Origin of the sequence: Algoriphagus sp. (assembly GCF_024305035.1) — a bacterium.
In the GTDB taxonomy this organism is placed as follows: domain Bacteria; phylum Bacteroidota; class Bacteroidia; order Cytophagales; family Cyclobacteriaceae; genus Algoriphagus.
This window is the reverse complement of the sequence record NZ_JAMWZB010000012.1, coordinates 55,490-78,562: the sequence shown is the minus strand read 5'-3', so window position 1 is coordinate 78,562 and position 23,073 is coordinate 55,490. Positions and strand designations below refer to the sequence as shown.

The 23,073-nt window shown below is 42.7% G+C and carries 21 protein-coding genes; 10 read left to right on the top strand and 11 right to left on the bottom strand.

The features are described from left to right. Positions 1-3 precede the first annotated feature (3 nt). Positions 4-3,156 (bottom strand): TonB-dependent receptor, encoded by a 3,153-nt coding sequence (locus tag Q0L00_RS08535; protein ID WP_297336457.1) that lies wholly within the window; start codon positions 3,154-3,156, stop codon positions 4-6. A gap of 611 nt (positions 3,157-3,767) precedes the next feature. Further along, positions 3,768-4,421 (bottom strand): DUF3365 domain-containing protein, encoded by a 654-nt coding sequence (locus tag Q0L00_RS08530; RefSeq protein WP_297336456.1) that lies wholly within the window; start codon positions 4,419-4,421, stop codon positions 3,768-3,770. A gap of 150 nt (positions 4,422-4,571) precedes the next feature. On the opposite strand from Q0L00_RS08530, the gene Q0L00_RS08525 reads away from it, so the two are divergent. Beyond that, entirely contained in the window at positions 4,572-7,388 is a 2,817-nt protein-coding gene (locus Q0L00_RS08525; RefSeq protein ID WP_297336455.1) for a YCF48-related protein, read from the top strand. Positions 7,389-7,396: 8 nt separating this feature from the next. On the opposite strand, the gene Q0L00_RS08520 is transcribed toward Q0L00_RS08525, so the two are convergent. After that, entirely contained in the window at positions 7,397-7,921 is a 525-nt protein-coding gene (locus tag Q0L00_RS08520) for a GNAT family N-acetyltransferase (RefSeq protein WP_297336454.1), read from the bottom strand. 83 nt (positions 7,922-8,004) lie between these two features. Then, positions 8,005-9,081: a peptide chain release factor 1 gene (prfA, locus tag Q0L00_RS08515; protein ID WP_297336453.1), complete on the bottom strand. Its 1,077-nt coding sequence runs from the start codon at positions 9,079-9,081 to the stop codon at positions 8,005-8,007. A 153-nt stretch (positions 9,082-9,234) separates the two neighbouring features. Between prfA and Q0L00_RS08510 the strand changes: the two genes are divergently transcribed. Continuing rightward, positions 9,235-9,471: a Kazal-type serine protease inhibitor family protein gene (locus Q0L00_RS08510; protein WP_297336452.1), complete on the top strand. Its 237-nt coding sequence runs from the start codon at positions 9,235-9,237 to the stop codon at positions 9,469-9,471. A gap of 28 nt (positions 9,472-9,499) precedes the next feature. On the opposite strand, the gene glmS is transcribed toward Q0L00_RS08510, so the two are convergent. The 3 genes from glmS to Q0L00_RS08495 form a co-directional block, all read right to left on the bottom strand. Then, positions 9,500-11,341 (bottom strand): glutamine--fructose-6-phosphate transaminase (isomerizing), encoded by a 1,842-nt coding sequence (gene glmS / locus Q0L00_RS08505; protein WP_297336451.1) that lies wholly within the window; start codon positions 11,339-11,341, stop codon positions 9,500-9,502. Positions 11,342-11,461: 120 nt separating this feature from the next. Continuing rightward, on the bottom strand, positions 11,462-12,832 hold the full coding sequence (locus Q0L00_RS08500; protein ID WP_297336450.1) for a DUF4270 family protein: 1,371 nt from the start codon (positions 12,830-12,832) through the stop codon (positions 11,462-11,464). Further along, on the bottom strand, positions 12,792-13,604 hold the full coding sequence (locus Q0L00_RS08495; RefSeq protein ID WP_092790395.1) for a glycogen/starch synthase: 813 nt from the start codon (positions 13,602-13,604) through the stop codon (positions 12,792-12,794). The genes Q0L00_RS08500 and Q0L00_RS08495 overlap by 41 nt, the downstream gene beginning before the upstream one ends. Before the next feature lie 126 nt (positions 13,605-13,730). Between Q0L00_RS08495 and panC the strand changes: the two genes are divergently transcribed. The 6 genes from panC to Q0L00_RS08465 all read left to right on the top strand — a co-directional run bounded on the left by panC (position 13,731) and on the right by Q0L00_RS08465 (position 18,977). After that, the gene (gene panC / locus Q0L00_RS08490) at positions 13,731-14,579 is read left to right on the top strand and encodes a pantoate--beta-alanine ligase (RefSeq protein WP_297336449.1); all 849 of its coding nucleotides are present in this window, start codon (positions 13,731-13,733) and stop codon (positions 14,577-14,579) included. Positions 14,580-14,604: 25 nt separating this feature from the next. Beyond that, positions 14,605-14,952, top strand: coding sequence for an aspartate 1-decarboxylase (panD, locus tag Q0L00_RS08485; RefSeq protein ID WP_297336448.1), 348 nt, complete (start codon positions 14,605-14,607; stop codon positions 14,950-14,952). Between the two features lie 2 nt (positions 14,953-14,954). Further along, positions 14,955-15,956 carry a lysylphosphatidylglycerol synthase transmembrane domain-containing protein gene (locus tag Q0L00_RS08480; RefSeq protein WP_297336447.1) on the top strand — a complete coding sequence of 334 codons (1,002 nt, stop codon included), beginning with the start codon at positions 14,955-14,957 and terminating at the stop codon, positions 15,954-15,956. 34 nt (positions 15,957-15,990) lie between these two features. Continuing rightward, positions 15,991-16,677, top strand: coding sequence for a zinc metallopeptidase (locus tag Q0L00_RS08475; RefSeq protein ID WP_297336446.1), 687 nt, complete (start codon positions 15,991-15,993; stop codon positions 16,675-16,677). Between the two features lie 96 nt (positions 16,678-16,773). Next, complete coding sequence (locus tag Q0L00_RS08470) at positions 16,774-17,913, top strand: acyl-CoA dehydrogenase (RefSeq protein ID WP_297336445.1); 1,140 nt, start codon at positions 16,774-16,776, stop codon at positions 17,911-17,913. Between the two features lie 137 nt (positions 17,914-18,050). After that, complete coding sequence (locus Q0L00_RS08465) at positions 18,051-18,977, top strand: helix-turn-helix domain-containing protein (RefSeq protein WP_297336444.1); 927 nt, start codon at positions 18,051-18,053, stop codon at positions 18,975-18,977. Here Q0L00_RS08465 and Q0L00_RS08460 read toward each other — a convergent pair. The 4 genes from Q0L00_RS08460 to Q0L00_RS08445 all read right to left on the bottom strand — a co-directional run bounded on the left by Q0L00_RS08460 (position 18,974) and on the right by Q0L00_RS08445 (position 21,128). After that, positions 18,974-19,756 carry a geranylgeranylglyceryl/heptaprenylglyceryl phosphate synthase gene (locus Q0L00_RS08460; RefSeq protein ID WP_297336443.1) on the bottom strand — a complete coding sequence of 261 codons (783 nt, stop codon included), beginning with the start codon at positions 19,754-19,756 and terminating at the stop codon, positions 18,974-18,976. The genes Q0L00_RS08465 and Q0L00_RS08460 overlap by 4 nt on opposite strands. Next, entirely contained in the window at positions 19,728-20,111 is a 384-nt protein-coding gene (locus Q0L00_RS08455) for a hypothetical protein (RefSeq protein WP_297336442.1), read from the bottom strand. The genes Q0L00_RS08460 and Q0L00_RS08455 overlap by 29 nt, the downstream gene beginning before the upstream one ends. Further along, entirely contained in the window at positions 20,101-20,463 is a 363-nt protein-coding gene (locus Q0L00_RS08450) for a phage holin family protein (protein WP_297336441.1), read from the bottom strand. Before Q0L00_RS08450 ends, Q0L00_RS08455 begins: the two co-directional genes overlap by 11 nt. A gap of 65 nt (positions 20,464-20,528) precedes the next feature. Further along, complete coding sequence (locus tag Q0L00_RS08445; RefSeq protein WP_297336440.1) at positions 20,529-21,128, bottom strand: YkgJ family cysteine cluster protein; 600 nt, start codon at positions 21,126-21,128, stop codon at positions 20,529-20,531. A gap of 171 nt (positions 21,129-21,299) precedes the next feature. Between Q0L00_RS08445 and Q0L00_RS08440 the strand changes: the two genes are divergently transcribed. Next, positions 21,300-22,022: a TIGR00730 family Rossman fold protein gene (locus tag Q0L00_RS08440; protein WP_297336439.1), complete on the top strand. Its 723-nt coding sequence runs from the start codon at positions 21,300-21,302 to the stop codon at positions 22,020-22,022. Further along, the gene (locus Q0L00_RS08435) at positions 22,022-22,957 is read left to right on the top strand and encodes a lytic transglycosylase domain-containing protein (protein ID WP_297336438.1); all 936 of its coding nucleotides are present in this window, start codon (positions 22,022-22,024) and stop codon (positions 22,955-22,957) included. Before Q0L00_RS08440 ends, Q0L00_RS08435 begins: the two co-directional genes overlap by 1 nt. Positions 22,958-23,073: the final 116 nt, after the last annotated feature.

Here is a 23,073-nt window from a genome sequence, read left to right as displayed (position 1 = left end):
AGATTAGAAAGTGACAGAAAGACCGGTGCTAATAATTCTAGCTTGTGGATAGTACTGACCGGTGGAATTGTTAGATTCCGGATCATACACTTTTAACTTGTCCCAAGTCAGTAGATTGAGACCGTTTAGGTATACCCTCAGATTGCCTACCCCAATTCGATCGGCCATTGCCTGGGGTAGATTATAGCCGATTTCGACATTTTTCAGTCTCAGGTAATCTGTGCTTCTAAACCAATAGGTGTTTCCATTGGAATAATACTGGTCGCTTCGGTTTGCGATTCTTGGATGCACGCTGCTTGGATTATCAATGGTCCAGCGGTTTTCATAAATATCCAAAAGGAAGTTTCCGATATTTCCGGATTCCCCTGCACTCACATACTGTCTTGCTCCGAGTGCTCCCTGAAAAAGAATGGCAATATCCAGATTCTTCCAGCTGGCGTTGATATTGGCTCCCCCTTGGAAAAGCGGAATATCGTTATTGTCCATCCGAACACGATCATCTGGAGTGATTTTGCCATCTCCATCGTAATCCACATATCTCATATCGCCAGGCCGTAGATTATTGGTCAGCGCTGTGTAGTCCAACGTTTCGGAGTCGATTTCTTCTTGACTTCTAAAGACGCCATCGTATTGGTAGACCAAAAAGGTATTCATCGGCTTACCGGTAGATTGTTGCCATTCAGGAGCTCCGGGAGCTTCATCCCAAAACAGAATTTTGTTTTTGGCATAACCCCCGTTGATGCTGAATGAGTATTGGAATTCTCCAAAATTCCCGCGAGTACCCATGTTCAGATCAAACCCTTTGTTCTCCACCTCTCCGATATTTTCCTGTGGTAAATTGATCCCGGTACTCTGCGGAATTGAAGCATTTTTTTGCCAAAGAATATTGGTTCGCTTATTATAGAACAGGTCAAATTCAAAGAAAACTTTACCCTGAAGCAATTGTCCTTCAAATCCTAGATTAGAGTTATTCGCAATTTCCCAAGTAATGCCACGGTTGGGTACTCGAGTTTCGAACAGGGTTTTGGTTTCAACACCTCCTATGATATAGGAGTTAAATCCATAGGTGGAAAGAAACTGATATGCTCCTACTTGGTCATTACCCATTTGTCCCCAAGAACCCCGGATTTTGAAGAAGTCAAATTTCTCCCCAATGGCGGTTTTCCAGAAATTTTCTTCCGAAACTACCCAACCCAGCATGATCCCAGGAAAAAAGCCAAATCGCGTTTCTTTAGGGAAGATATAGGAACCATCATATCTCCATAGGAACTCGGCCAAGTATTTTTCATTGTAATTATAAGCCGCACGTCCAAAATAATTCATTCGTGCCTGCTCAAATGCACCCCCACCGTTGTTTTTCTCCAAGTCACCACCTGCAAACATCTGATCAATCGCGGTGGAAATAAAGTACCTTCTAAAAGCATTGAAATTATTCCCCTCCACCGTTTCTTTATTGAATCCTGCCAAAAGGTTGATCGAATGCTTTTCTGCAATTACTTTATCGTAGGTAGCGGTAGTACCGACCAGAATGTTTAATTGATTGATATTTTCCTGACGAAGTCTGGGTTCGGCTGGTCCTCGCTTACTGGGTACCAATACTGGGGTTACGCCATCCTCTTCAAATCCACTTCCCATTTCATAAAGAGTCCACGGAATCTCCCATCTTTTTAAATTCCGCATGGTTTTATCCACAGCGGCCGTTCCGGTGATTTTTAGGCCTTCAACTCCTGGGATTTTAAATACAATCGAACCATTGGATTGGAAGTAATCTCGCGTATCGTGATCGTATCCGGTCTGGTTGGTGGTGATGACCACTGGGTTTTCTCCATTTTCGATATCTGGACCCGGTAGGCCATTTGGCCAATAAGCCGGTTGATTGGGCTTTCCTCGCATTTGCATTCGGAATATAGAACCTGCCCCACGAGTAGGGAAAAATCTAAACTCCTCTCTTCCAAGTACACCCAGGGTGACATTGATGTACTCGTTGATTTTTGCATCCAGGTTGACTCGGAAATCATATTGCTTATATCCAGTCGCGGAGTTTTTATAGTAAGCATCCTGATTTTGGTAGCCCAATGATGTCAGGTATTTTACATTTTCACTTCCACCCACAAGTTGGAGATTGTAGCGGGATTGAGGAGACCAGGTTTTGAGTGTTTCCCTATACCAGTCAGTATTAGGGTGACCCCAAGGGTCGCTTCCGTTTCTATACAATTCCAAATCTTCAGGAGTATAGGGCGCATTTCTTACCTGACCATTTGGACGGGTATATTCCCCTGACGTTTGATAGGCTTGATTAGCCGCATCCCACTCACTTACCGGCAATCCGTAAATATCCAAGTCATTGAGCATCTCGGCATATTGAGCCGCATTCGCTAATTCAGGAATTACCGTGGGTTGAGCAAAACCCTGATTGACCTGGAAGGTCAATTCTGGCTTTCCATCGAGACCTCTTTTGGTTGTCACCAAAATAACTCCATTGGCCGCACGTGCTCCGTAAATAGCTGCTGAAGCATCTTTTAAGACTGAAATACTCTCAATATCATTTGGATTAATCCGGTCTAGCCCTCCGGATCGTGCAGGAATCCCATCTATGACGATCAAAGCATCATTGTTTCCTAGGGTATTGGAGCCTCGAATACGGATGCCAGATCCATCGTACCCTGGCTCCCCACTTCTATTGACAGCGACCACACCGGCCATTCTTCCGGCTAGGGAATTGGTCAGATTAAGCGTAGGAGATTTGGCCAACTCACCCCCTTTAACGCTGGCCACAGAGCCCGTGATGGTCTCCTTTTTTTGCTCGCCATATCCTACAATGATCACTTCCTCCAATGACTGTGTATCGGGGTTAAGGGTGATTTCAATGTCACTTTGATTTCCTACCGGAATCTCCACAGTAGTAAATCCAATAAATGAAAAGACCAAAACCGCATCATCACTGCTAACTGACACGGTATATTTACCATCTATGTCGGTAACCGTACCAGACGAAGTACCCTTGACTAGGACAGAAACTCCCGGCAAGGGGAGATTATCCTCTCCTGACAAAACTGTTCCAGACACCTCCCGGGTCTGTGCTATGGCTGAGGACGTTAGGCCCAGAACCAACAATAAGCTTAAATAAAAAAGCTTAACAGAGTTAAATTTCTTCATATAATGAAATTTTGGGTTAATGAAAATTGTACAATAAAGTTCAACTTTAGCCCCAACATTTTCTTACTGAATTCATTTAAATCCTGACTGTTTTATGACATTTATAAAGAATTCTTAACGTTTAAAATTAGAATATGCAAAATAAAAGGTTAGCATTGATGCGATAAAAACGAATTTTCCACTTTTTTAAGGGTAAAAATAAACCGATGAAATCGAGCATGACATACCGGTCACACACCGGGATGATTAGAACCGCGAGATTCCATATGACCTCTGAAAATCAATGATAAACAGATGAAATACCCATGTCGAATAGTCGACACACAGGAGAATGATTATCCAGGGTATTCCATCTGACCGTTCAAAAACAAATTATAAACAGATGAAATCGAGCATGACGTACCCGTCACACACCGGGATGATTAGAATTGCGAGATTCCATATGACCGCTAAAAAACAATTATAAACAGATGAAATCGAGCATGACTAAAGCGACACACAGAGGGATGATCATAATAAATGCGAAGATTCCATCTGACCCCTGAAAATCAATGATAAACAGATGAAAACAATCATCGGTCCCAATTGATAGCTTGATTTCCTTTTAAAAATTACATCCGTTTAACGACTTCACGTTTTTGAATTTTAATCGACCACATTCCCCTTAAATCTCCCACTTTATGTCCGGTAGCTTTGTCTTGGGGATACAGCGCATTAATCTTTTCTAGAGTTTGGGCACTGATATCTTTTTGTGGGTCACCATGGCAATTCAGACAAAGACCCCCAGGGATCACGATCGCTTTGGAATATAAATAGGCTTTCCCCTCATCGATTTTCTGCAAGTTGGGTGTAGACTCTAGCCCATTTTCTACATTATATTCATACGTTTCCAAAATTCGCTCTTCCATTTCTGAAGGTTGATCGACTGGATTTCTATATCGATTAGACACACGCCTAATTTCTACCTCATACTTTTTACTCACCTGATCCAAAATGGGCAAAGCCTGGACATTACAAAACTCAATCGCCCCAGGAACGCCTTTTTCCGCAATTGCTTCTTGGAGTTGTCCGAGGAGTTGCTGTTGCGCCTCTGTGCTGATGGAGTCGCCCCAAACCATTGCCGCTTCAAAGATTTCTGCCTCATTTAATTTTTTGACCTCCATCGACTCATTTACCTCTTCAAAAACTTCCTTAGAAACCCGCTCTCCAGAGCCGCAAGAGGACATAAATAGGAATACTAAAATGGCAGGAAATGTAAATTTCATAGTAAGTAGCGTTTATTCCAATAAATCTAAAAACTTCCATCCATAGTAGAATTGTTTAATAGAATTTATTGATCTTGGATAATTCAAACCTGCCAAGAGCTTTGAGAAGTGCGTAAATAACTTATTTTTGTTTTGATCTTGAGATTGGCGATGAAAAAACTTTTCTTCCTTATTCCCCTAATGTGCCTGATATCTTTGGCAGATAGTCTGGCGCAAACCTGGACTAGACTTCAGGGCTGGGGATTGGATTTAGAGACCATCTTTTGGGTCAATGATTCCGTCGCTTTCTCTGGAGGTGAAAATTTACTCATTCGAACTCATAATAGAGCCCAAAGTTGGCAAGAATTACCTTACCGGTTTGAAGGAAGAGTTTTGTCTATTGCCTTTGATGATGAAATGCTTGGGTTGGCTGTCGGTGAAAATGGCCTTCTGCTCAAAACGACAGATTCTGGACAAACCTGGAAAGAAATTACCTTGGAAACAGAGGTGAACCTAAAACAGATAAGCCAAGTTTCCGAACTAGAATGGATAATCGTAGGAGAGGGTGGAAATATATTCAAAAGTACGGACCAAGGAGAATCCTGGACTACGGTCGCTTCTGGACAAACTCTGTCCCTCAATGGTTTTTTTAAATGGAACCCAGATACCCTGTATTTGGCAGGGGATTCCGGTACTTTGCTTCGTTCTCAAAACGGGGGAAATGCTTGGGAAAAATTGGAACTTGGCCAAACTACCGATTTCCATGGAGTGGCATTTTCCTCTGCTTTGGTTGGCTATGTAGTAGGAGATGCAGGAACGATCCTAAAAACAGAAGATGCAGGCCAAACTTGGACTGCCCTGGTTTCTGGGGTAAACAGCAATTTGAAAAAAATCGAAATCAGCCCACTCGATAGCAAAATCCTCAGCGTGGTAGGAGAAAATGCCACTGCACTTCGATCCATTAATTCAGGGGGTAGTTTTGCCAAAGCCAACCTCGGGGCGACCAATACTCGAAACGTCTATGATCTAGATTTCGTCCCCCACACGAATACATTATATGCTGTCGGTCAGGATGGTTATCTGATTTCCTCTACCAATGCCGGATCCACATTTACACAGCGAATGGCTGGAGTTCGGAATAATTTTAAAGCTGCAGATTTTAAAACCGATCGATACGGGTTTATTGGAGGAGAAAATGGCGCATTCTATGTTACTTCCAATGCCGGCCAAAGTATCATCAGCCGACCTTTGCCGGAAAATTCGGATGTGGTCGGAATGAACTTTTGGAATAACAGTTATGGCTTTTTGACCACTTCAAGCGGAAAACTCCTGCGCACCTCCAATGCCGGTTCGGCTTGGATAGACCTGACACCTCCTTTCCCACAGTCGATCAACGGGTTTTATCTTTTCGCCACCTCTGTAATTTATGCCTCTGGAAATGAGGGTAGAGTGACTTCCTCATTTAATTCTGGAGGAGCTTGGAATACTGAAATTCAATCGGATACCCAGAATGACCTCAAAGAAATCATGTTTTTTGATTTTCAATTTGGAATTGCGGTGGGCGAAAACGGGCAGATTTCCTATTCCAACGGTGGTGCGGTCTGGACAACCCTTCCATCCTTGACGGATAATAACTTCCATGGCCTTGCTAAGCTAGACGAAACGACTGCTGTTGTCGTCGGAGAAAATGGAAGCATTTTCAAAACTACTGACAAGGCTCTTACTTGGCGACAAATTGAAATTCAAACCGATGAAGACCTGTTGGATGTAGATTTTTTTGGAAGTGAGGTCGGGTTTATCTCTGGAAAAAATGGGCTGACCATGCAAACCGGCGATGGAGGAGAAACGTGGGTGGTCATTCCCTCTGGGACCAGTCGCGATTTAACTGGAATCAGTGCTGGAAATCCACTTATTGCCTACGCAGTGGGAGATGACGGGACAATCTTAAGCTATTCCTGCGTGCCTCCCACTGGAAACCTAAGTCCTATCTCAGGACCGGAGACCTCATGCCTACGCGCAGAACGGTATTCCATTACTGACGATATCCTTGAAGGTTCTCAAATCTTTTGGAGAGTGGACGGGGGAGAAATTATAGCCGGACAGGGTAGTAATGAAGTGGAAATAGTATGGACTTTTCCCGGCAGGAATGGAGTTTTTGTTAGCCGACAAAATTTCTGCGGTGCAGGAGAAACTTCCTACCTGGAAGTAATTGTCAATGATATTCCTACAGTTTCGGAACCAATAGAGGGAGAGGGATCGGTTTGTATAGAGCAGGAATATTCCTACTCGGTCAACAATCAATCCGGCGTGGACTACAATTGGACAGTCAGCGGCGGTGAAATCCTCAATGGTCAAGGAACGGCTTCGGTTTTGGTGATTTGGGAGGAAGCAGGAGATCATTCCATTTCAGTTGTTCCGAATAATTCCTGTGGGAAAGGAACAGCTGTATCAAAACCGATTCTGGTCAAAGCCCAAGCAGAAACTCCTGGCCCTATCACTGGTGAAGGAATCACTGCACCAGGAGAAAAAGTTTATGAAATTCTTCCCGTCGGCGACCTTAGCTATCAGTGGACGATCGAAGGGGAAGGAGCTTCAATCCTGGAAGGACAGGGCACTGCATCCATCCGGGTAATTTGGCAAAATGAGGGAGAGTTTACCCTCAGCGTCAGAGCCCAAAACTCCTGTGGATTTAGTGAATCAAGTCATTTGCCCGTGACGGTAAGTTTTATCACTTCCTTAGAACCTGATAGAAAGCTTTCTCTTTTGGTTTATCCCAATCCAAGTTCGGGTCAAATTTTTCTTGAGTCCGAAAATCTTTCTCAATGGAATTCAGCAGAAGTCATCAATCAATTGGGTCAATCCATCGTTTCCACACCAATTTTAAGTGGTCAAACCCTAGTTATTTTTCAGGATTTGCCAAAAGGTGTGCTACTCGTCCGATTAAAAGGCCGGTCGGGGGTAGTGGTCAAAAAAATAGTGGTGGAATAGGGTGAGCGTTATTCTTCGTCCCGAATTTTCACATACTGGAAAAGGTCACCGATCACGCCTCTTTTGATAAAAGCTTTTTTCAAAATAGCTTCGGGGATATACCCTGCTTTTTCCAAAACATTCATCGATTCAACGTTAAAGTCATATATCTGAGCAAAAACCCGTTGCACGTCAAATTTTTCAAATAAATAACTGGTAAACAGTTTGACTGCCTCGGTGGCGATTCCTTTTCCCCAATAGGATTCCCCTACCCAAAAACCAATTTCCATATTGGTTCGCAGTTCATCTTTCCCCCGTTCGGATCCTATTGCTCCGGCTAGTTTCCCTTCGAATTCGATGGCAAAATTTTGAGGGGGATTAAACTTTTGATTATGCTCTATCCAATGTCTGGCGTCATGAATGGTATAGGGCTGAGGATAACTGTCCCTGAGATTCATCGCAATTTTGGGATTGTTGGCAAGGGGATAAAGCTGATGAAAGTGGGCTTCATTCCAAGTGACAAGACTAATGGATCGTTCTCCGGCAATGATCATAAAGGGTTGATGGTTAATTATTCAAGATACAAGGCTTCATTTACAAACACCAATGATGCCGAAAAATTTATTCACGCGTTTTTTTACTCCTCTAAGCCCGAAGTATTCATTTTTTCAAGATTTTCTGCAAACCGGAGCGCAGAAATGAATTCCTCGATGTTTCCTTCCATCACATCTGGCAAATTATAAACCGTTTTATTGATCCGATGATCAGTGACCCTAGATTGGGGATAATTGTAGGTTCGGATTTTATCTGATCGATCACCACTTCCGACCATTGATTTTCGCTGAGCTCCTACGGTTTCATTGTGCTTGGCCAGCTCGATTTCATACAGTCGGGAACGAAGCACCTTAAGCGCCTTTTCAAAGTTTTTGATTTGAGACTTTTCGTCCTGACAGGTCACAACCAAACCGGTAGGATTGTGAGTTAGTCGTACTGCCGAATAGGTCGTATTAACCGATTGGCCTCCGGGACCTGAAGAGCAATAGGTATCCTTTCGGATATCGTTCATGTCAAGGTGTACCTCTACTTCGTCCATTTCCGGCAAAACCGCTACCGAAGCCGCTGAAGTATGTACGCGGCCCTGAGATTCTGTAGCGGGCACACGTTGTACCCGATGAACTCCGGATTCGTATTTGAGCATACCATACACATCCGCTCCCGATACCGTCGCAATGATTTCCTTATAGCCTCCAGCAGATCCAAAGGTCAAATCAAGTACGGTTAACTTCCATCCCTTCATCTCGCAAAATCGCTCATACATCCGGAATAAATCTCCGGCAAAAATAGCCGCTTCATCGCCTCCAGTCCCACCCCGGATTTCTAAAATACAGTCCTTGGAATCATTGGGGTCTTTGGGGATGAGAAGCTGCTTGAGCTCTTCCTCCAACCGAGTCTTTCGCTCCCGCAATTCATCAAGTTCAGCCTTGGCCATTTCCCGAAAATCAGGGTCTTTCTCTTTGTCTAAGATTTGCTTAGAGCTATCAATATTTTCAAGGATGAGCTTATATTCATCGTAGGCTTCAACCACCTTCTCCAGGTCTTTATATTCTTTGGTCAGTTTGGCATATTTACTCATGTCTGACATGGACTCCGGTAGAATAATCAACTGTCCTACTTCTTCAAATCGATCTTTAAGTGCTTGTAATTTGTCCAGCATGATGTTTTCGTTCGCTTTGCAAAAGTAAGGATTAATTTGCAGCGGTAAACACTGCTCAGCTATGGCCTGAGAATTAAAATCAAATTCCTAAAACGTACCTGATTGGTAGCGTTTTGGGTTATTTTACCGTTTATACATCAAAGGCGAAAGAAAATGAAAATCTTTAAAATTATCCTGCTTGGTTTGGCTTCCTTGCTTTGGATCCAATGTGCCGAAGAGCAAAATCTTCACGACTGCATTGATGAATCTAAAATTAATCAAACAGCCGCCTGCTATGAAATCTACGCTCCGGTATGTGGCTGTGACGGGAAGACCTATTCCAATGATTGTTATGCTCAAAATGCAGGGGTGACTGCATTTACAGTTGGCGCTTGTAGTGAAAAAAATTAAGGCCTCGATCTGAGGCCTTAATTAAGGATTATTCCACCGTTACTGATTTTGCCAAGTTTCTGGGTTGGTCCACATTACATCCCCGCATCACGGCAATGTGATAGGAGAGTAATTGCAAAGGTACTACGGCCACCAAGGGAGCAAAAGCTTCATGCGTTTCTGGAATTTCAATTACATGATCAGCCATTCTTCTGACTTGCGTATCTCCTTCAGTTACTACTGCAATTACTTTTCCCTTTCTTGCTTTTACTTCTTGAATATTGCTGACCACTTTTTCATAAGAACTATCCTGTGTGGCAATAAAAATTACCGGCATTTCTTCGTCAATGAGTGCAATCGGTCCATGTTTCATCTCTGCGGCAGGATAGCCTTCGGCATGGATGTAAGAAATTTCTTTCAGCTTTAAAGCCCCTTCCAACGCTACCGGAAAATTATATCCTCTTCCCAGGTAAAGTGCATTTCTAACCTCTTTGTATTCTCCAGCTATGTATTGGATTACCTCATTGCTTTTGAGCGCCTTTTCAACCTTAGATGGAATTGCCTCTAGCTCATGAAGAAGCTGAATGTATCTGCTTTCTGGAAGGGTACCTCGCTGATAACCAAGTTTCAAGGCCATCATTGCCAAAACGGAGATTTGGGCGGTGAATGCTTTGGTCGAAGCCACGCCGATTTCAGGTCCAGCATGGGTATAGGAGCCGGCATGGGTCATTCTCGGAATGGAGGAACCCACGACATTACAAACCCCAAAGATCGTTGCACCTTTGGATTTGGCCAATTCAATTGCAGCGAGCGTGTCAGCAGTTTCTCCGGATTGAGAGATTGCAATCACAAAATCCTTGTCATTAATGACCGGGTTTCGATAGCGAAATTCTGATGCATATTCCACTTCCACAGGAACTCGGGCAAACTCCTCAAATAAGTATTCAGCGACCAACCCGGCATGCCAAGAAGTTCCACAGGCAGTAATGATAATCCGTTCTGCATTTTGGAATTTATTCATGTAATCCCGAAGTCCACCCAAAACCAAACGACCCGATTTAGCATCCAGTCTTCCTCTCAGGCAATCCGCAATTGATTTGGGCTGTTCGTAAATCTCTTTAAGCATGAAATGCTCAAAGCCACCCTTTTCAATCGCTTCCAGTTCCATTTCCAGCTGGTTGATGTAGGGATTGGTTTCGACGTTTTCAATAGTTTTGACTTGGAGGCGGTTGTTCCGAATTACAGCAATTTCATAGTCATCAAGATAGACCACTTTGTTGGTATATTCAATGATCGGAGTTGCATCGGATGCCAAGAAATATTCATCTTCACCCACCCCAATGACTAAGGGAGATCCTTTTCTGGCAGCAATTAGGGTGTCCGGCTCTTCCTTGTTGATCAAAACAATCGCATACGCTCCAACCACTTTGTGAAGAGCAAGTCGAAGTGCCTCCTCCAGGGAACATTGGTTATGCAGCTGAATATCCTCGATGAACTTTATAAAAACTTCCGTGTCTGTTTCGGATTGGAATTGATACCCTTTTTGGATCAAGTCCTTTTTCAATACCTCATAGTTTTCAATGATCCCATTGTGAATCATTGCGAGCTTTTCTGAGGAAGAATAATGTGGATGCGCATTCGTATCATTCGGCTCTCCATGTGTCGCCCATCGGGTATGTCCGATTCCGATTTTGGAGCGAATTTCACCATTAGACTGTAAGTGCTTTTCTAATTCAGAAACTTTGCCCTTTTTCTTGTAAATACTCAAGCCTATGGCATCTAAGAGCGCCACTCCCGCTGAGTCATATCCTCTATACTCTAATCTGCGAAGGCCTTTGATAATAATGGGCAGCGCTTCTTGCTGTCCCACGTATGCTACAATTCCACACATATTGAAAAATTCTTTTAGGTAGTTAGAACTTCCACAAATAAACAGCTTTCATGCCAAAAAAAAGAATCCACTTTCTTAAAATTTGAAAGTGGATTTGGAAAGATTTTTAAAATGGGAATTTTACCGCGTTTTGGAGTAGATCGCTTTCACCTTAATATTATTCTGATTGACTTTAAACTGTCTAAAGGAACGTTTAAAGTCGTCTTCTATCGTCCCGCGTTTCGAAAAGATCCCTCCATAGAACAACCAATCATTGTTTATTAGTTCTTTTTGGAAAACCGCATTGGCATATGAGGTAACATCTACCCTATACGTGTCTGTAGTTTCATCAAAAAGAATCTGAGCAGGGGCTTGGTTTCCTGGTAAAACATTTCCCTCTTCGTCTTCGGTAACCTGTGGCTGCCCTGTACGCTGTACAGTCAACGGAGTGACGGCTTCATTTTGAAAAATAAATTGGTTTTGATCATCGGTAAAATAAAAATAACCTGAAAAAAGAGGCACTTGAGTTTCAGGGTACTCCTCAATTTCTTCAAACTCCACCATTACTTGATTGAAAACCACACCAGATAGGGAGTCCAAAAACGCATCAATGGGACTGGTATCTAATTTAATCATTAGCCCTAAATTTGCCTTAGCCCCCACAATGGCTCCAACATCGTAATTTTCTCCTTTTTCAATAACTTGCTCAAGAGGCGTTCCCGTTCGATCATTTTCTACGCCATTAAAACTTCGAGAAGAAAGCGTACTGATTCGATAGCTTTCAGCAATGGTATCTCCCGGATAATGAAAATAAGCTACGATAGCTGTATTTGACCCTAGACTGATACCAGAAGTCGTATTATCTCCCTCCCGGGCTTTTAAGGCCACACCTGGAAAATAATCTCGGAAGGAAAAGAGATTTTCAAACTCAGGACCTCGCTTCATTTTCCCAAAAATTTCCTCGGCAAACTCCTCCTCCACTTGCAAATTGACCGTGGTGTCTTTGGTTTCTCCAAAAATAATCTCTTCAAAGGCTATGGGATCTGCTTCAAATGCCAAAGAATTAAAATTGTAATACAGCGTATCCAAAATGGGTTCGGTCAATCTATGAACACTATAATATTTGGGTTCATCCAAATTTTGACCATTCACACTGACTACATCCAGAGTAAAGAAAATAGAATCCAAAATTGCTTCTGTTTCAGGTCTGTCTTCGCCAGAATTGATGTACATACGGGTATATCCTGTGCCCGATGTTTTACCAAAAAAATCATCCTCTTCTTCACCCACAATAAGTATACGTTGATTCGTCGTACTAAACGAGTCAAGCAACACTACCTCGGCTGGTAAATTGAACTCGGCAAAGGAAACTCCTACTTGATTGTTGCCCGGGGCCAATTCAATCCCAACCGTAGCCGGATCAGAACAAGATGTAACTAGAATAATTGATGTAAGGGCCGAAAGGGCCCACTTAACCGGCGAGATTAGTGTAAATGCCGTATAGCTCTTCATGAGCTTGCTCCTCTTCTTCAATGCTGATGTCAAACTTCTTATCTTTAGAGAAATCCTCAATTAGTTGGTTTAATTCGGCAGAGACTTCGCTGCCCTTTACGACCAAATCGGCATACTCCATGCCCATTCGGATAAAGCCCGTAAAGTCTTTGCTCTTCAAAGGTGCTAAAATAGCGTCATCTATGTCCACCATCTTAACCTTGTTTAACAAATCATCCCCAAAGGTATGGGAAAATCCATTGTTATAGATCGCAAAAACTGATTTGGTATCTTTAAAAAGTGGCTCGTTTTTGTAGGTCGTTTTCAAATACATCGGAATCAAGGAGGTCATCCAATCATTGCAATGGACGATATCTGGAGCCCAGCCAAGTTTTTTTACCGTTTCGATGACGCCTTTGCAGAAAAAGATCGCTCGCTCATCGTTGTCTTCGTAAAACTTCTGTTGCTTATCGTGAAATACACTTTTACGCTGGAAATAGTCCTCGTTATCTATGAAATAAACCTGTAATTTGGCATTGGGAATGGAAGCAACTTTGATGACAAGTGGCTTTTCTTCTTCCCCTACAGCAATATTGATCCCAGATAGTCGAACCACTTCATGGAGTCGGTTCTTCCGCTCGTTGATCAATCCAAACCGCGGTACCAAAATACGGATTTCCATTCCTCGCTCTTGCATAGCTTGGGGAAGGGATCTTAGGAAATTGGCGACTTCTGAAGTTTGGAGAAAAGGGTTGATTTCACTGGCAACGTAGAGGATACGTAATTTAGACATGTTATTAAATTTTGATGTAAAGTGATAAACAACGGCACAAAGATAATAAAAAAACCCTAAAAGGCCTTGTTTTTCTGGATATTAATCTAGTTTTGCCTCTATTTACCCAAAAGTATCTCCAAATCTGTGCAAGTAATCCCTAGGCCCGCCCAGTGGCAAGCAATCCGCCTCCAGTTGATTCATTCTGACCAAACCCTCGGTTTAGTGCCTACCATGGGTGCCTTGCATCAGGGACACCTGGATCTGGTCAGCAGATCATTGGAAAAGTGTGATTATACCCTCGTTTCCATATTTGTCAATCCAACCCAATTCAATAATCCTGAAGATTTTGCCAAGTACCCACAAAGCCTAGAGCAGGATTTAAAGCTCTTGGAAAAAGCGGGTGTGGATGCGGTTTTTCTGCCCACAGTTGAAACCATGTATCCTTCAAAACCAAGAATTAAATTGGACTTTGGTTCTTTGGAGCAGATTTTGGAAGGGGCATCTCGACCTGGACATTTCAATGGAGTGGGAATTATTGTTTCCAAGCTTTTTCACATGATCCAGCCGGATATTGCTTTTTTTGGACAAAAGGATTTACAGCAAGTTGCCATAATTCAAAGCTTGGTGCGGGAACTTTCATTTCCGGTCCAGCTGGAAATCGTTCCCACTAGAAGGGAGCTTGATGGCTTAGCGATGTCCTCCAGAAATAGAAGGCTCAGTGAATCCGAGCGAAAGCAAGCTTTGCTTTTGTATGAAAGCCTTTCAGACGCCAAAGACCTGTTAATCAAAGGGCATGCTTGGGAAAAGGTGAAAAAATCCGCAGAAACTCTTTTTGAGAAAGAAGAGGGAGTGACCCTTGACTATTTTGCTTTGGTTGACCAGGAAAAATTTGAACTATTGGATGCCTATGATCCAGCCAAAAAATCTTCGCTCTGCATAGCAGCTTTTGTAGGAGAAATTCGTTTGATCGATAACCTGCCAATAAATGCTTAATTTTGCGGCCTGAAAAACTAAGCCAATGCATATTCAAATCATGAAGTCAAAAATCCACCGGGTGAAAGTCACTCAGGCGGAGCTTCACTACGTGGGATCCATCACGATCGATGAGGACTTGATGGATGCGGCTCATTTAATCGAAAATGAGAAAGTCCAAATCGTCAACGTCAACAATGGCGAACGCCTGGAAACGTATGTAATCAAAGGAGAGCGGGGAAGCGGACAAATTTGCCTCAATGGTCCGGCTGCGCGAAAAGTGGCAGTGGGTGATATCGTGATCATTATTTCCTATGCCAGTATGGACCTCGAAGAAGCAAAAAAATTTAAGCCGATGGTCATTTTTCCAGATGATCAGAACCAATTGATTTGATCATGAACAAAAGGCTAAAGCAAATTATACAAGTAACTGTATCCTTGGCTTTAGCAGGCTGGATATTTTGGTTTCTTTACAAGGACATTGAAATTGAAGAACTCCTTGGTCAGGTTCAAAGCAGCAATTGGTTTTGGATTGGGCTTTCGCTGACGATCTCCTTGTTGGGCTTCTGGATTAGAGGATGGAGATGGACCTTGCTAATTCGCGAGGATGAGGGAAAGAAAGTCAGCTCCGGGGATGCCTATCATGCAGTGATGGCTGGTTATTTGGCGAACCTGGTTGTGCCAAGAGCGGGAGAGGTTGCTCGATGTGGGGTTTTGGTGAGAAGCAATGGCATTTCCATGGGACATTTGATCGGAACAGTCATTTTGGAGCGATCCATTGATTTACTTTTTTTAATGGGTACAATATTTTTGGCTTTTACAGTAGAGCGAGAGCTTTTTCTTAGGTTAGCTGGGCAACTGGTGGACTTAGATTCTTTGGGGTCAACGTTGATCAAAAACTTACCGCTTTTCCTAACTATTGCTCTAAGCCTAGTTGTGTTTTTTTGGGTTTTACTCAGACGATTTAGACAGCATAGCCTCATCCAAAAGCTCCAACAGTTTTTAAGGGAACTTATTGGAGGCATCAAACGGATCGGAGAATTAAAAAACCCTTCCGGATTCTGGATCAGCTCCGTGGTCATTTGGATCATTTACTTTCTGACCATGTATACCGTTTCGCTTGGAATCCAAAGTACTGCCAATTTGTCGGTAGGTGAAGTACTTCTGGTCATGGTGATGGGCAGTATTGGCATGGTCGCGCCCGTACAGGGGGGCATAGGAACCTTTCATGCACTAGTGGCCTTCATTTTGATACAGTTCGGAATAGCAGAAGAAGACGGGAAAATATTCGCAGCTATTATTCACGGCACCCAAGTGATTCTAATTCTCTTAGGCGGATTGATTAGCTGGGCCATCGTGATGAAAAAAGAAGCTTGGATAAAACCCGTCAAACCCTAACTTCGTATTCAATCCTGCAAACCCTAATAATAATATGATCATCCTAATCGTAGTCGTCTTTGCAATACTAGGCTTTGTCGTCAGTAGCCGACTAAAAAGTAAATTTAAAAAATATTCGCAAACCGCTTTGGAGGCGAACCTATCCGGAGCAGAAATAGCCAAACTGATGCTGGCTGACCACAACATCCACGATGTACAGGTGCTCTCAGTTGAAGGACAGTTGACTGACCATTACAATCCGATGAATAGAACAGTCAACCTGAGTCCGGATGTGTATTATGGCCGAAATGCTGCAGCCGCAGCGGTAGCTGCACATGAATGCGGTCACGCCGTTCAGCATGCCAAAAATTATGCTTGGCTCAACCTACGTTCGACCCTGGTCCCCATTCAGAATATCTCCGGTAAAATTCTAAATGTGGTTTTGATCGCATCTCTATTTGGTGGATTTGCGCTCGGATTGCCCGTTCCGTTGATTGGATACATTGTCGTAGGATCTTACTCGGTCATGACCTTATTTACGTTGGTCACCTTACCGGTTGAATTTGATGCATCCAATCGGGCTCTTACCTGGGTACAAAACCGAAACATTGTAACCGCTTCAGAGTATGCCATGTCAAAAGACGCTTTGAAATGGGCCGCGATGACTTATGTAGTTGCAGCGCTTGCATCACTTGCTACTTTAGCTTATTACATTTTTGTTTTCTTTGGGAATCGAGATTGATTCAAATCAAAATAAAATTCGGAAAGGGGCAACATTTTGCCCCTTTTCTTTTTTTAACATAAATTCCCAACGAGAAAGTAAACCCAAAAAAAGGATATGAATTTTCAATTAACAGAAGAGCATTTGGCTGTTCAGGAAGCGGCTAGAGAGTTTGCACAGAAAGAGTTGTTGCCAGGAGTAATTGACCGAGATATCGAGGCAAGGTTCCCGGCAGAACAAGTTCAGAAAATGGCCGAATTGGGCTTTCTCGGAATGATGGTCGATCCCAACTACCATGGAGGAGGTATGGATACTCTGTCCTATGTAATTGCCATGGAGGAATTGTCCAAAATCGACGCCTCTGCTTCCGTAGCTATGTCTGTTAATAATTCCTTGGTTTGTTGGGGATTGGAAAAATACGGAACCGAACAACAGAAAGAAAACTATTTAAAGCCCTTAGCCTCTGGACAAATTTTAGGTGCATTTTGTCTTTCTGAACCAGAAGCAGGCTCTGATGCAACCTCTCAGCGGACCGAAGCCGTTCGCGAGGGAAATTTCTACATTCTAAATGGGACTAAAAATTGGATCACCAATGGATCCTCCGCTTCGGTTTATTTGGTCATTGCCCAGACCGATCACAGCAAAGGTCACAAAGGGATCTCAGCTTTTATCGTAGAAAAAGGCTGGGATGGGTTTGTGATCGGAAAAAAGGAAGACAAAATGGGCATTCGAGGTTCTGATACGCATTCCTTGATGTTTACTGACGTCAAAGTACCTGTGGAGAATCGAATCGGAGAAGAAGGATTTGGATTCAATTTTGCTATGGAAACCCTGAATGGAGGTCGAATCGGGATTGCTGCCCAAGCTTTGGGAATTGCAGCCGGTGCCTACGAGTTTTCGCTCGCATACTCCAAGGAAAGAAAGGCATTTGGGAAACCGATTAGTCAGCATCAAGCCATCCAATTTAAACTAGCCGACATGGCTACTCAAATTGAAGCCGCACGGTTGCTGGTGTACAAGGCTGCAGTGCTTAAGGATCAAGGAGAAGATTATGCACACGCTTCGGCAATGGCGAAGTTATATGCCTCAGAAGTGGCCATGAACGTGACCACCGAAGCGGTTCAAATCCATGGGGGTTATGGGTACGTAAGAGAATATCATGTCGAACGACTCATGCGGGATGCCAAAATCACACAGATCTATGAAGGCACTTCAGAAATTCAAAAAATAGTGATATCAAGAAGCCTCTTGAGATAAGAAAATGGTATAGAGGAAGGGCCTAATTACAAAAAATTATGCCCTTTTTAACTTTTATTAATTTTTTATTCCCTTTTTTACGGTTAGTAAATTGGAAAAGTTATATTTTTGAGCATTCAGATTTATCCAAAAATTTAATGGAATATTACAACAAGGTAATCGAATCGGTAAATATCCGATTTTTACGCGGATTTAATTATCAAATTGAAAAGCCGGTGACCATTTCTGATCACAAGGAATTTGATAATATGTTGATCTTGCTCCATCATGGGAGCCTGAAATTTGGAGAAGAACAAGAAGTCCTCAATGAAGGTGAAATTTTATTTTTACCAGGGGAGAAATCAACCTCTTTAACTTTTGGCAACAGTCCTAAAATCTCCGAAATTGATATGGAAGATTTTCGGGATACCAAGCGAAAATACTTACAAACAATTAGTTTTCGCGATATTAAAAATGCTGAAAATGACTGCATCTCTGCGGTGAGCTTTGAATCCAAGGTCTTTGACGTGGTCAATTTTTTTAACTCTCTGGACATTCCCCCGTTCATCATCCGATTCAATGATCGCCTTGCGATGCTTATCGAGGACCTGATGAAGGAACAGGAAGTGAGTTCTGTAGGTAAGGAACGATCCCTGAGAGCACTCACGGAGCTACTGGTCATCGAATTGTTGCGGCATATTTTAAAAAACCGCCTTTTTGTAGAAGAAATATCTACCAATGTCACCTACTTCAAAGATCCAAGACTGATCGAGTTGTTTAAGTTTATAAAAACTAATCTCAACGGAGACCTGTCCAATAAGGTCTTGGCAAAGATTGCCAATGTATCCGAAGATTATGTCGGGCAATATTTTAAAATGTTGACAGGAATAAATCCGCAGGATTACATCGAATATCAGCGAATGGAAGCCGCAGTAGAGCTTTTGAGAACTACCAAAAAATCCATCCGGGATATCGGTAAAGAGGTAGGATATAAAGACACGGCCTATTTTTGCAGAAGATTTAAAATGATGTATGGGGTTCCTGCTGGAAAAATGCGCAGAAGAGAATCCCTCATCAATCCTTAATTGCTTATTAGACTGATATTAAACCAGTTGCGATAGTTTAAAACCTCGGAAAGAAAACCGGGGTTTTTTTCTATGCTGTTGCCAATGACCAACAGATCCGCTCCTGCAGAAAATGAATGATGTACTTTCTGAAGATTGTCCATTCCTCCTCCTACCAATAAAGGAGTGGATGGGATTTCGGTTTTGACCAGTTCTATTATTTGAGAAGCCACTGGAGCTTGAGCTCCGCTTCCTGCATCTAAAAAAATGTACTTCATGCCTAAAAGCTTCCCTGCCCATGCAGTTTGAAGGATTTTCTGCTTTTCGGAAGGTAAAAGTGGAAGAGTTTGGCTACGCTGATGTACACTCAAAATTTCCCCATTGTTAACCAAAATATAGCCGGTAGGCAACACTTCCAGCCCTGATCGCGATACCGAAAGTGCCGCTTCGACTTGCTGATCAATTAAAAATTCAGGATTCCGTCCCGAGATCAGGGATAGGAATAAAATGGCATCTGCCTCATTGGAAAACTGAAACCGAGAACCCGGGAATAAAACCAATGGAATGTGCGGACATCGGCTTTTGATTTCCTGAATCAATCCCCTCAGATCGCTTCCACAATAGGTACTTCCTCCTAGGAAAATTAAATCTGGATTTAACCGCTCTTTTTCAAATTCAGAAAAATGAGCCCAAGTTTTTTCGGTAACCTTCTCCGGATCAATTAACCATGCGATCCCCTTTTGTTGACTTTTTTGGAGTTGCCTTAGCGTCTTAGCGACCCGGTTTTGATTTTTGCTCATGGTCACCAGCGGGGTTGGTTAAGTCTTTAAAAAAATTCTCTTTTGCCAGTGCCAAACCCAAAATCAATAGACGCTGACTCATACTTGGCCAAAAGCGGGATTTCTTTGGCTTGGTGATTTTTTTGCGAAGTTCATCGTCAAGCAGTCCTTCCCGCTCCAGAACTTCGATGGCTCGCTGGGATTTGGTACTTTTTTTTCGTTTACTGGCCTTCACGATCGTGTAGGCTAGAAGCCCACCGACCAAGACAGCACCACCGACTTTGAGCCAATCCTCAGAGTCTTTTTTCAGTAAATCGAGCTGCTTTTGAAGCGTTTGCTCTAATTCTTCAGCCTTATTTTCCAATTCATTTTTCATCAGAATCCTGTCCTTTGAGTTTGTCAAAAATAAAACTCTTGATGCCATTTTGTACTTTTTGCTGAATTCCCTGATTGTATCGGCTAAGGTATAAGATCAACAACATCAGCAGATACAACAAACTCACCAGCAAAAACCCCATAAAGGGTGATTCGGTAACACTACTTAGAAAAAAAGCCAAGGAAAGGCTCAAAAATAAAAAAACCAAAAGTACAAGAATCACCATCGCCATCAGGAGAATTATCCGGCTGACCATCCCCATGATTTCATCCTGTATCTCGGATTTGACTAGGTTCACGCGAGTCTCTATGAGACTTTTGACTGTTTGGACGATTTCGCTGACATTTAGCATACTCTAAAAAACAGGTGAAAGATAAATTGAGTTCGAATATACTTGAAATGCCTTGAGCAAAAAAATCATGCGCTTATGGCTTCCTCTTCCAGGCGGTAATACTGAAACCGAATCACCGCCTCTACCGCTTTGCGGATCGCAACATTAATCGGATAAGATTCGGAAAGGTATTGATCCAAATCATTCAGTTGACTATAATATTCAGTAGCCATGGGAATGGGCAGTCCTTGATTGATTTGGACAGTAAGTTCCTCGAAAGCTTCTTTTTTATTTTCCTTTAAAATTTTGCAAGTAATCAATTCCTTGATGCCATTTTTGTTTCGCCTCGCAGCACTCCCAAAGACCCTACAAATCAAGCCCCGATTGGTATAATTGGAACAGTAACCGGAACTCCCATCTTCTGCCGTCTTTCTATAATTCATGCAGGCCTCGGATTCATCCAAGCTTTCCAAAAGCTCCAATGCCTGTTCGGCGATTCCTCGATGGTAAAAGTCAAATGCCAAGGGCAAAAACTCCATTGGAGTAGCACTGACCTTTGGACTAGAACAGCAACGCCCACATCCGGCTATGCAACTTAAGCCTCCTTGGCTAGCCAGAGCCTCGTTTGACTGCTCAAACAGACCAAAAATTTCCAGTACCGCCTGAGATTTCTCGAATAGATTCATTAATTATGTCAAATGCAGTACAAAATTACACCAAGATTGAATGAATGGTTCTCCATTGTCAAATAATTTTTTTATTGAAAATCAATCAGTTAAAACCCCGAGTTTTGGGATTTAGCCAGAAGTATGGACGATTTGATCAGGGAATCGTTTTCTAGAGATAAATGAACAAATATGAGTAATTCAGAAGAAAAAAATCAAGAGGAAAAAATCAGGAGAGCCTTTAAAGAGCGAGACTGGAGCGAAATCAAAAGTGCTGACTCCTGGGCCATTTTTAAGGTCATGTCCGAATTTGTTGAGGGCTTCGAAAAGCTTGCCAAAATTGGTCCTTGTGTTTCGATTTTTGGCTCAGCCAGGACTCCCAGAGACCATGCACACTATAAAACAGCGGAAGAAATCGCAGCCAAACTGGTTCGTCACGGGTATGGGGTGATCACCGGCGGTGGGCCAGGTATCATGGAAGCGGGAAATAAAGGTGCGCATGCTGAAGGAGGGAAATCCGTCGGGCTAAATATCGTTTTGCCTTTTGAGCAGTTCAATAATATTTACATCGATCGGGACAAACTCATCACCTTTGACTACTTCTTTGTTCGAAAGGTGATGTTTGTCCGATATTCTCAGGGATTTGTGGTTTTGCCTGGTGGGTTTGGTACGATGGACGAACTCTTTGAAGCTTTAACATTAATTCAGACCAATAAAATTGGAAGATTTCCAATCGTTTTAGTCGGAAAGGACTATTGGTCCGGACTGGTTGATTGGATCAAAAAAACCATTCTTTTGCATAATAACATCAATGAAGAGGATTTGGACCTATTTTCTGTCGTAGAAAATGCCACCGAAGCCGTTCAGGTTATTGATGATTTCTACAGCAAATATTTACTCAGCCCTAATTTCTGATGCAGCGAATCCACCTTATTGTCCTGTATTCACTCAGTCTATTGGCTTTGATTTTATGCTTGGTACGATGGAATTCCAAGTCAGACAACCAAACCGTCATACCCTTATCGGGCCAAGAAAAAGGGGCCCAATTGGGTATGGGGGTGGATTCAATTCGAATTTTTCCTATTCCAGAGCAACTTGATTTTGCGGGCGAAAAAGTGCCATTGGATGATCAGGAAATTTTTGAGCGATTGGAGCGGGAAATCTACGTCAACGCCTATTGGCAATCCAATATGATTTTGCTGATGAAGCGATCGGGGAAATATTTGGAAGAAATGTCTGCAATTTTGAAAGCCAATGGAATCCCCGATGATTTTAAATATGTAGCGATCGCAGAGTCCGCCTTGATGAATGTTTCCTCCCCCGCAGGGGCCAAGGGATTTTGGCAGTTTATGCCGGCCACTGCAAAAGAATACGGTCTGGAGGTAAGTCGGGACGTGGATGAGCGCTATCATTGGCGAAAATCCACCCATGCTGCCACCGCCTATCTAAACAAATCGTATCTGCGTTTTGGGTCTTGGACCGCGGTGGCGGCAAGTTACAACATGGGACAAAGCGGATTTTCCAGAAGACAACGCGAACAACTACAGGACGATTATTATGACCTTTTGCTCAATGATGAAACCAGCCGATACCTGTTTCGGGTATTAGCCTTCAAAGTGATTTTTGAAAATCCAGAAGACTATGGATTCAACCTCGGCCCGGAAGACTTTTACCAAAACCCCCCCTTAAAATCTGTTCGGATAAGTGAAAATATTAAGGATTTGGCAAGTTGGGCCAAAGACAGGGGGTATACGTATAAAGAATTGAAAATTTACAATCCTTGGCTTCGGGAGCGAAGCATTCGAATTCCTCGGGGAAAAAGTTACGAATTGCTTCTTCCAGAAAAGTAAATGCTAGCGCAGTTGCAGTGAATTCTAATTCAAAAATTCAGCTGGATGATAGAATCTTATTCTAAAGAGGAAAAGATTTCAAGAGTAAATCGATAGATTTTTTTTCAAGTTGTGGT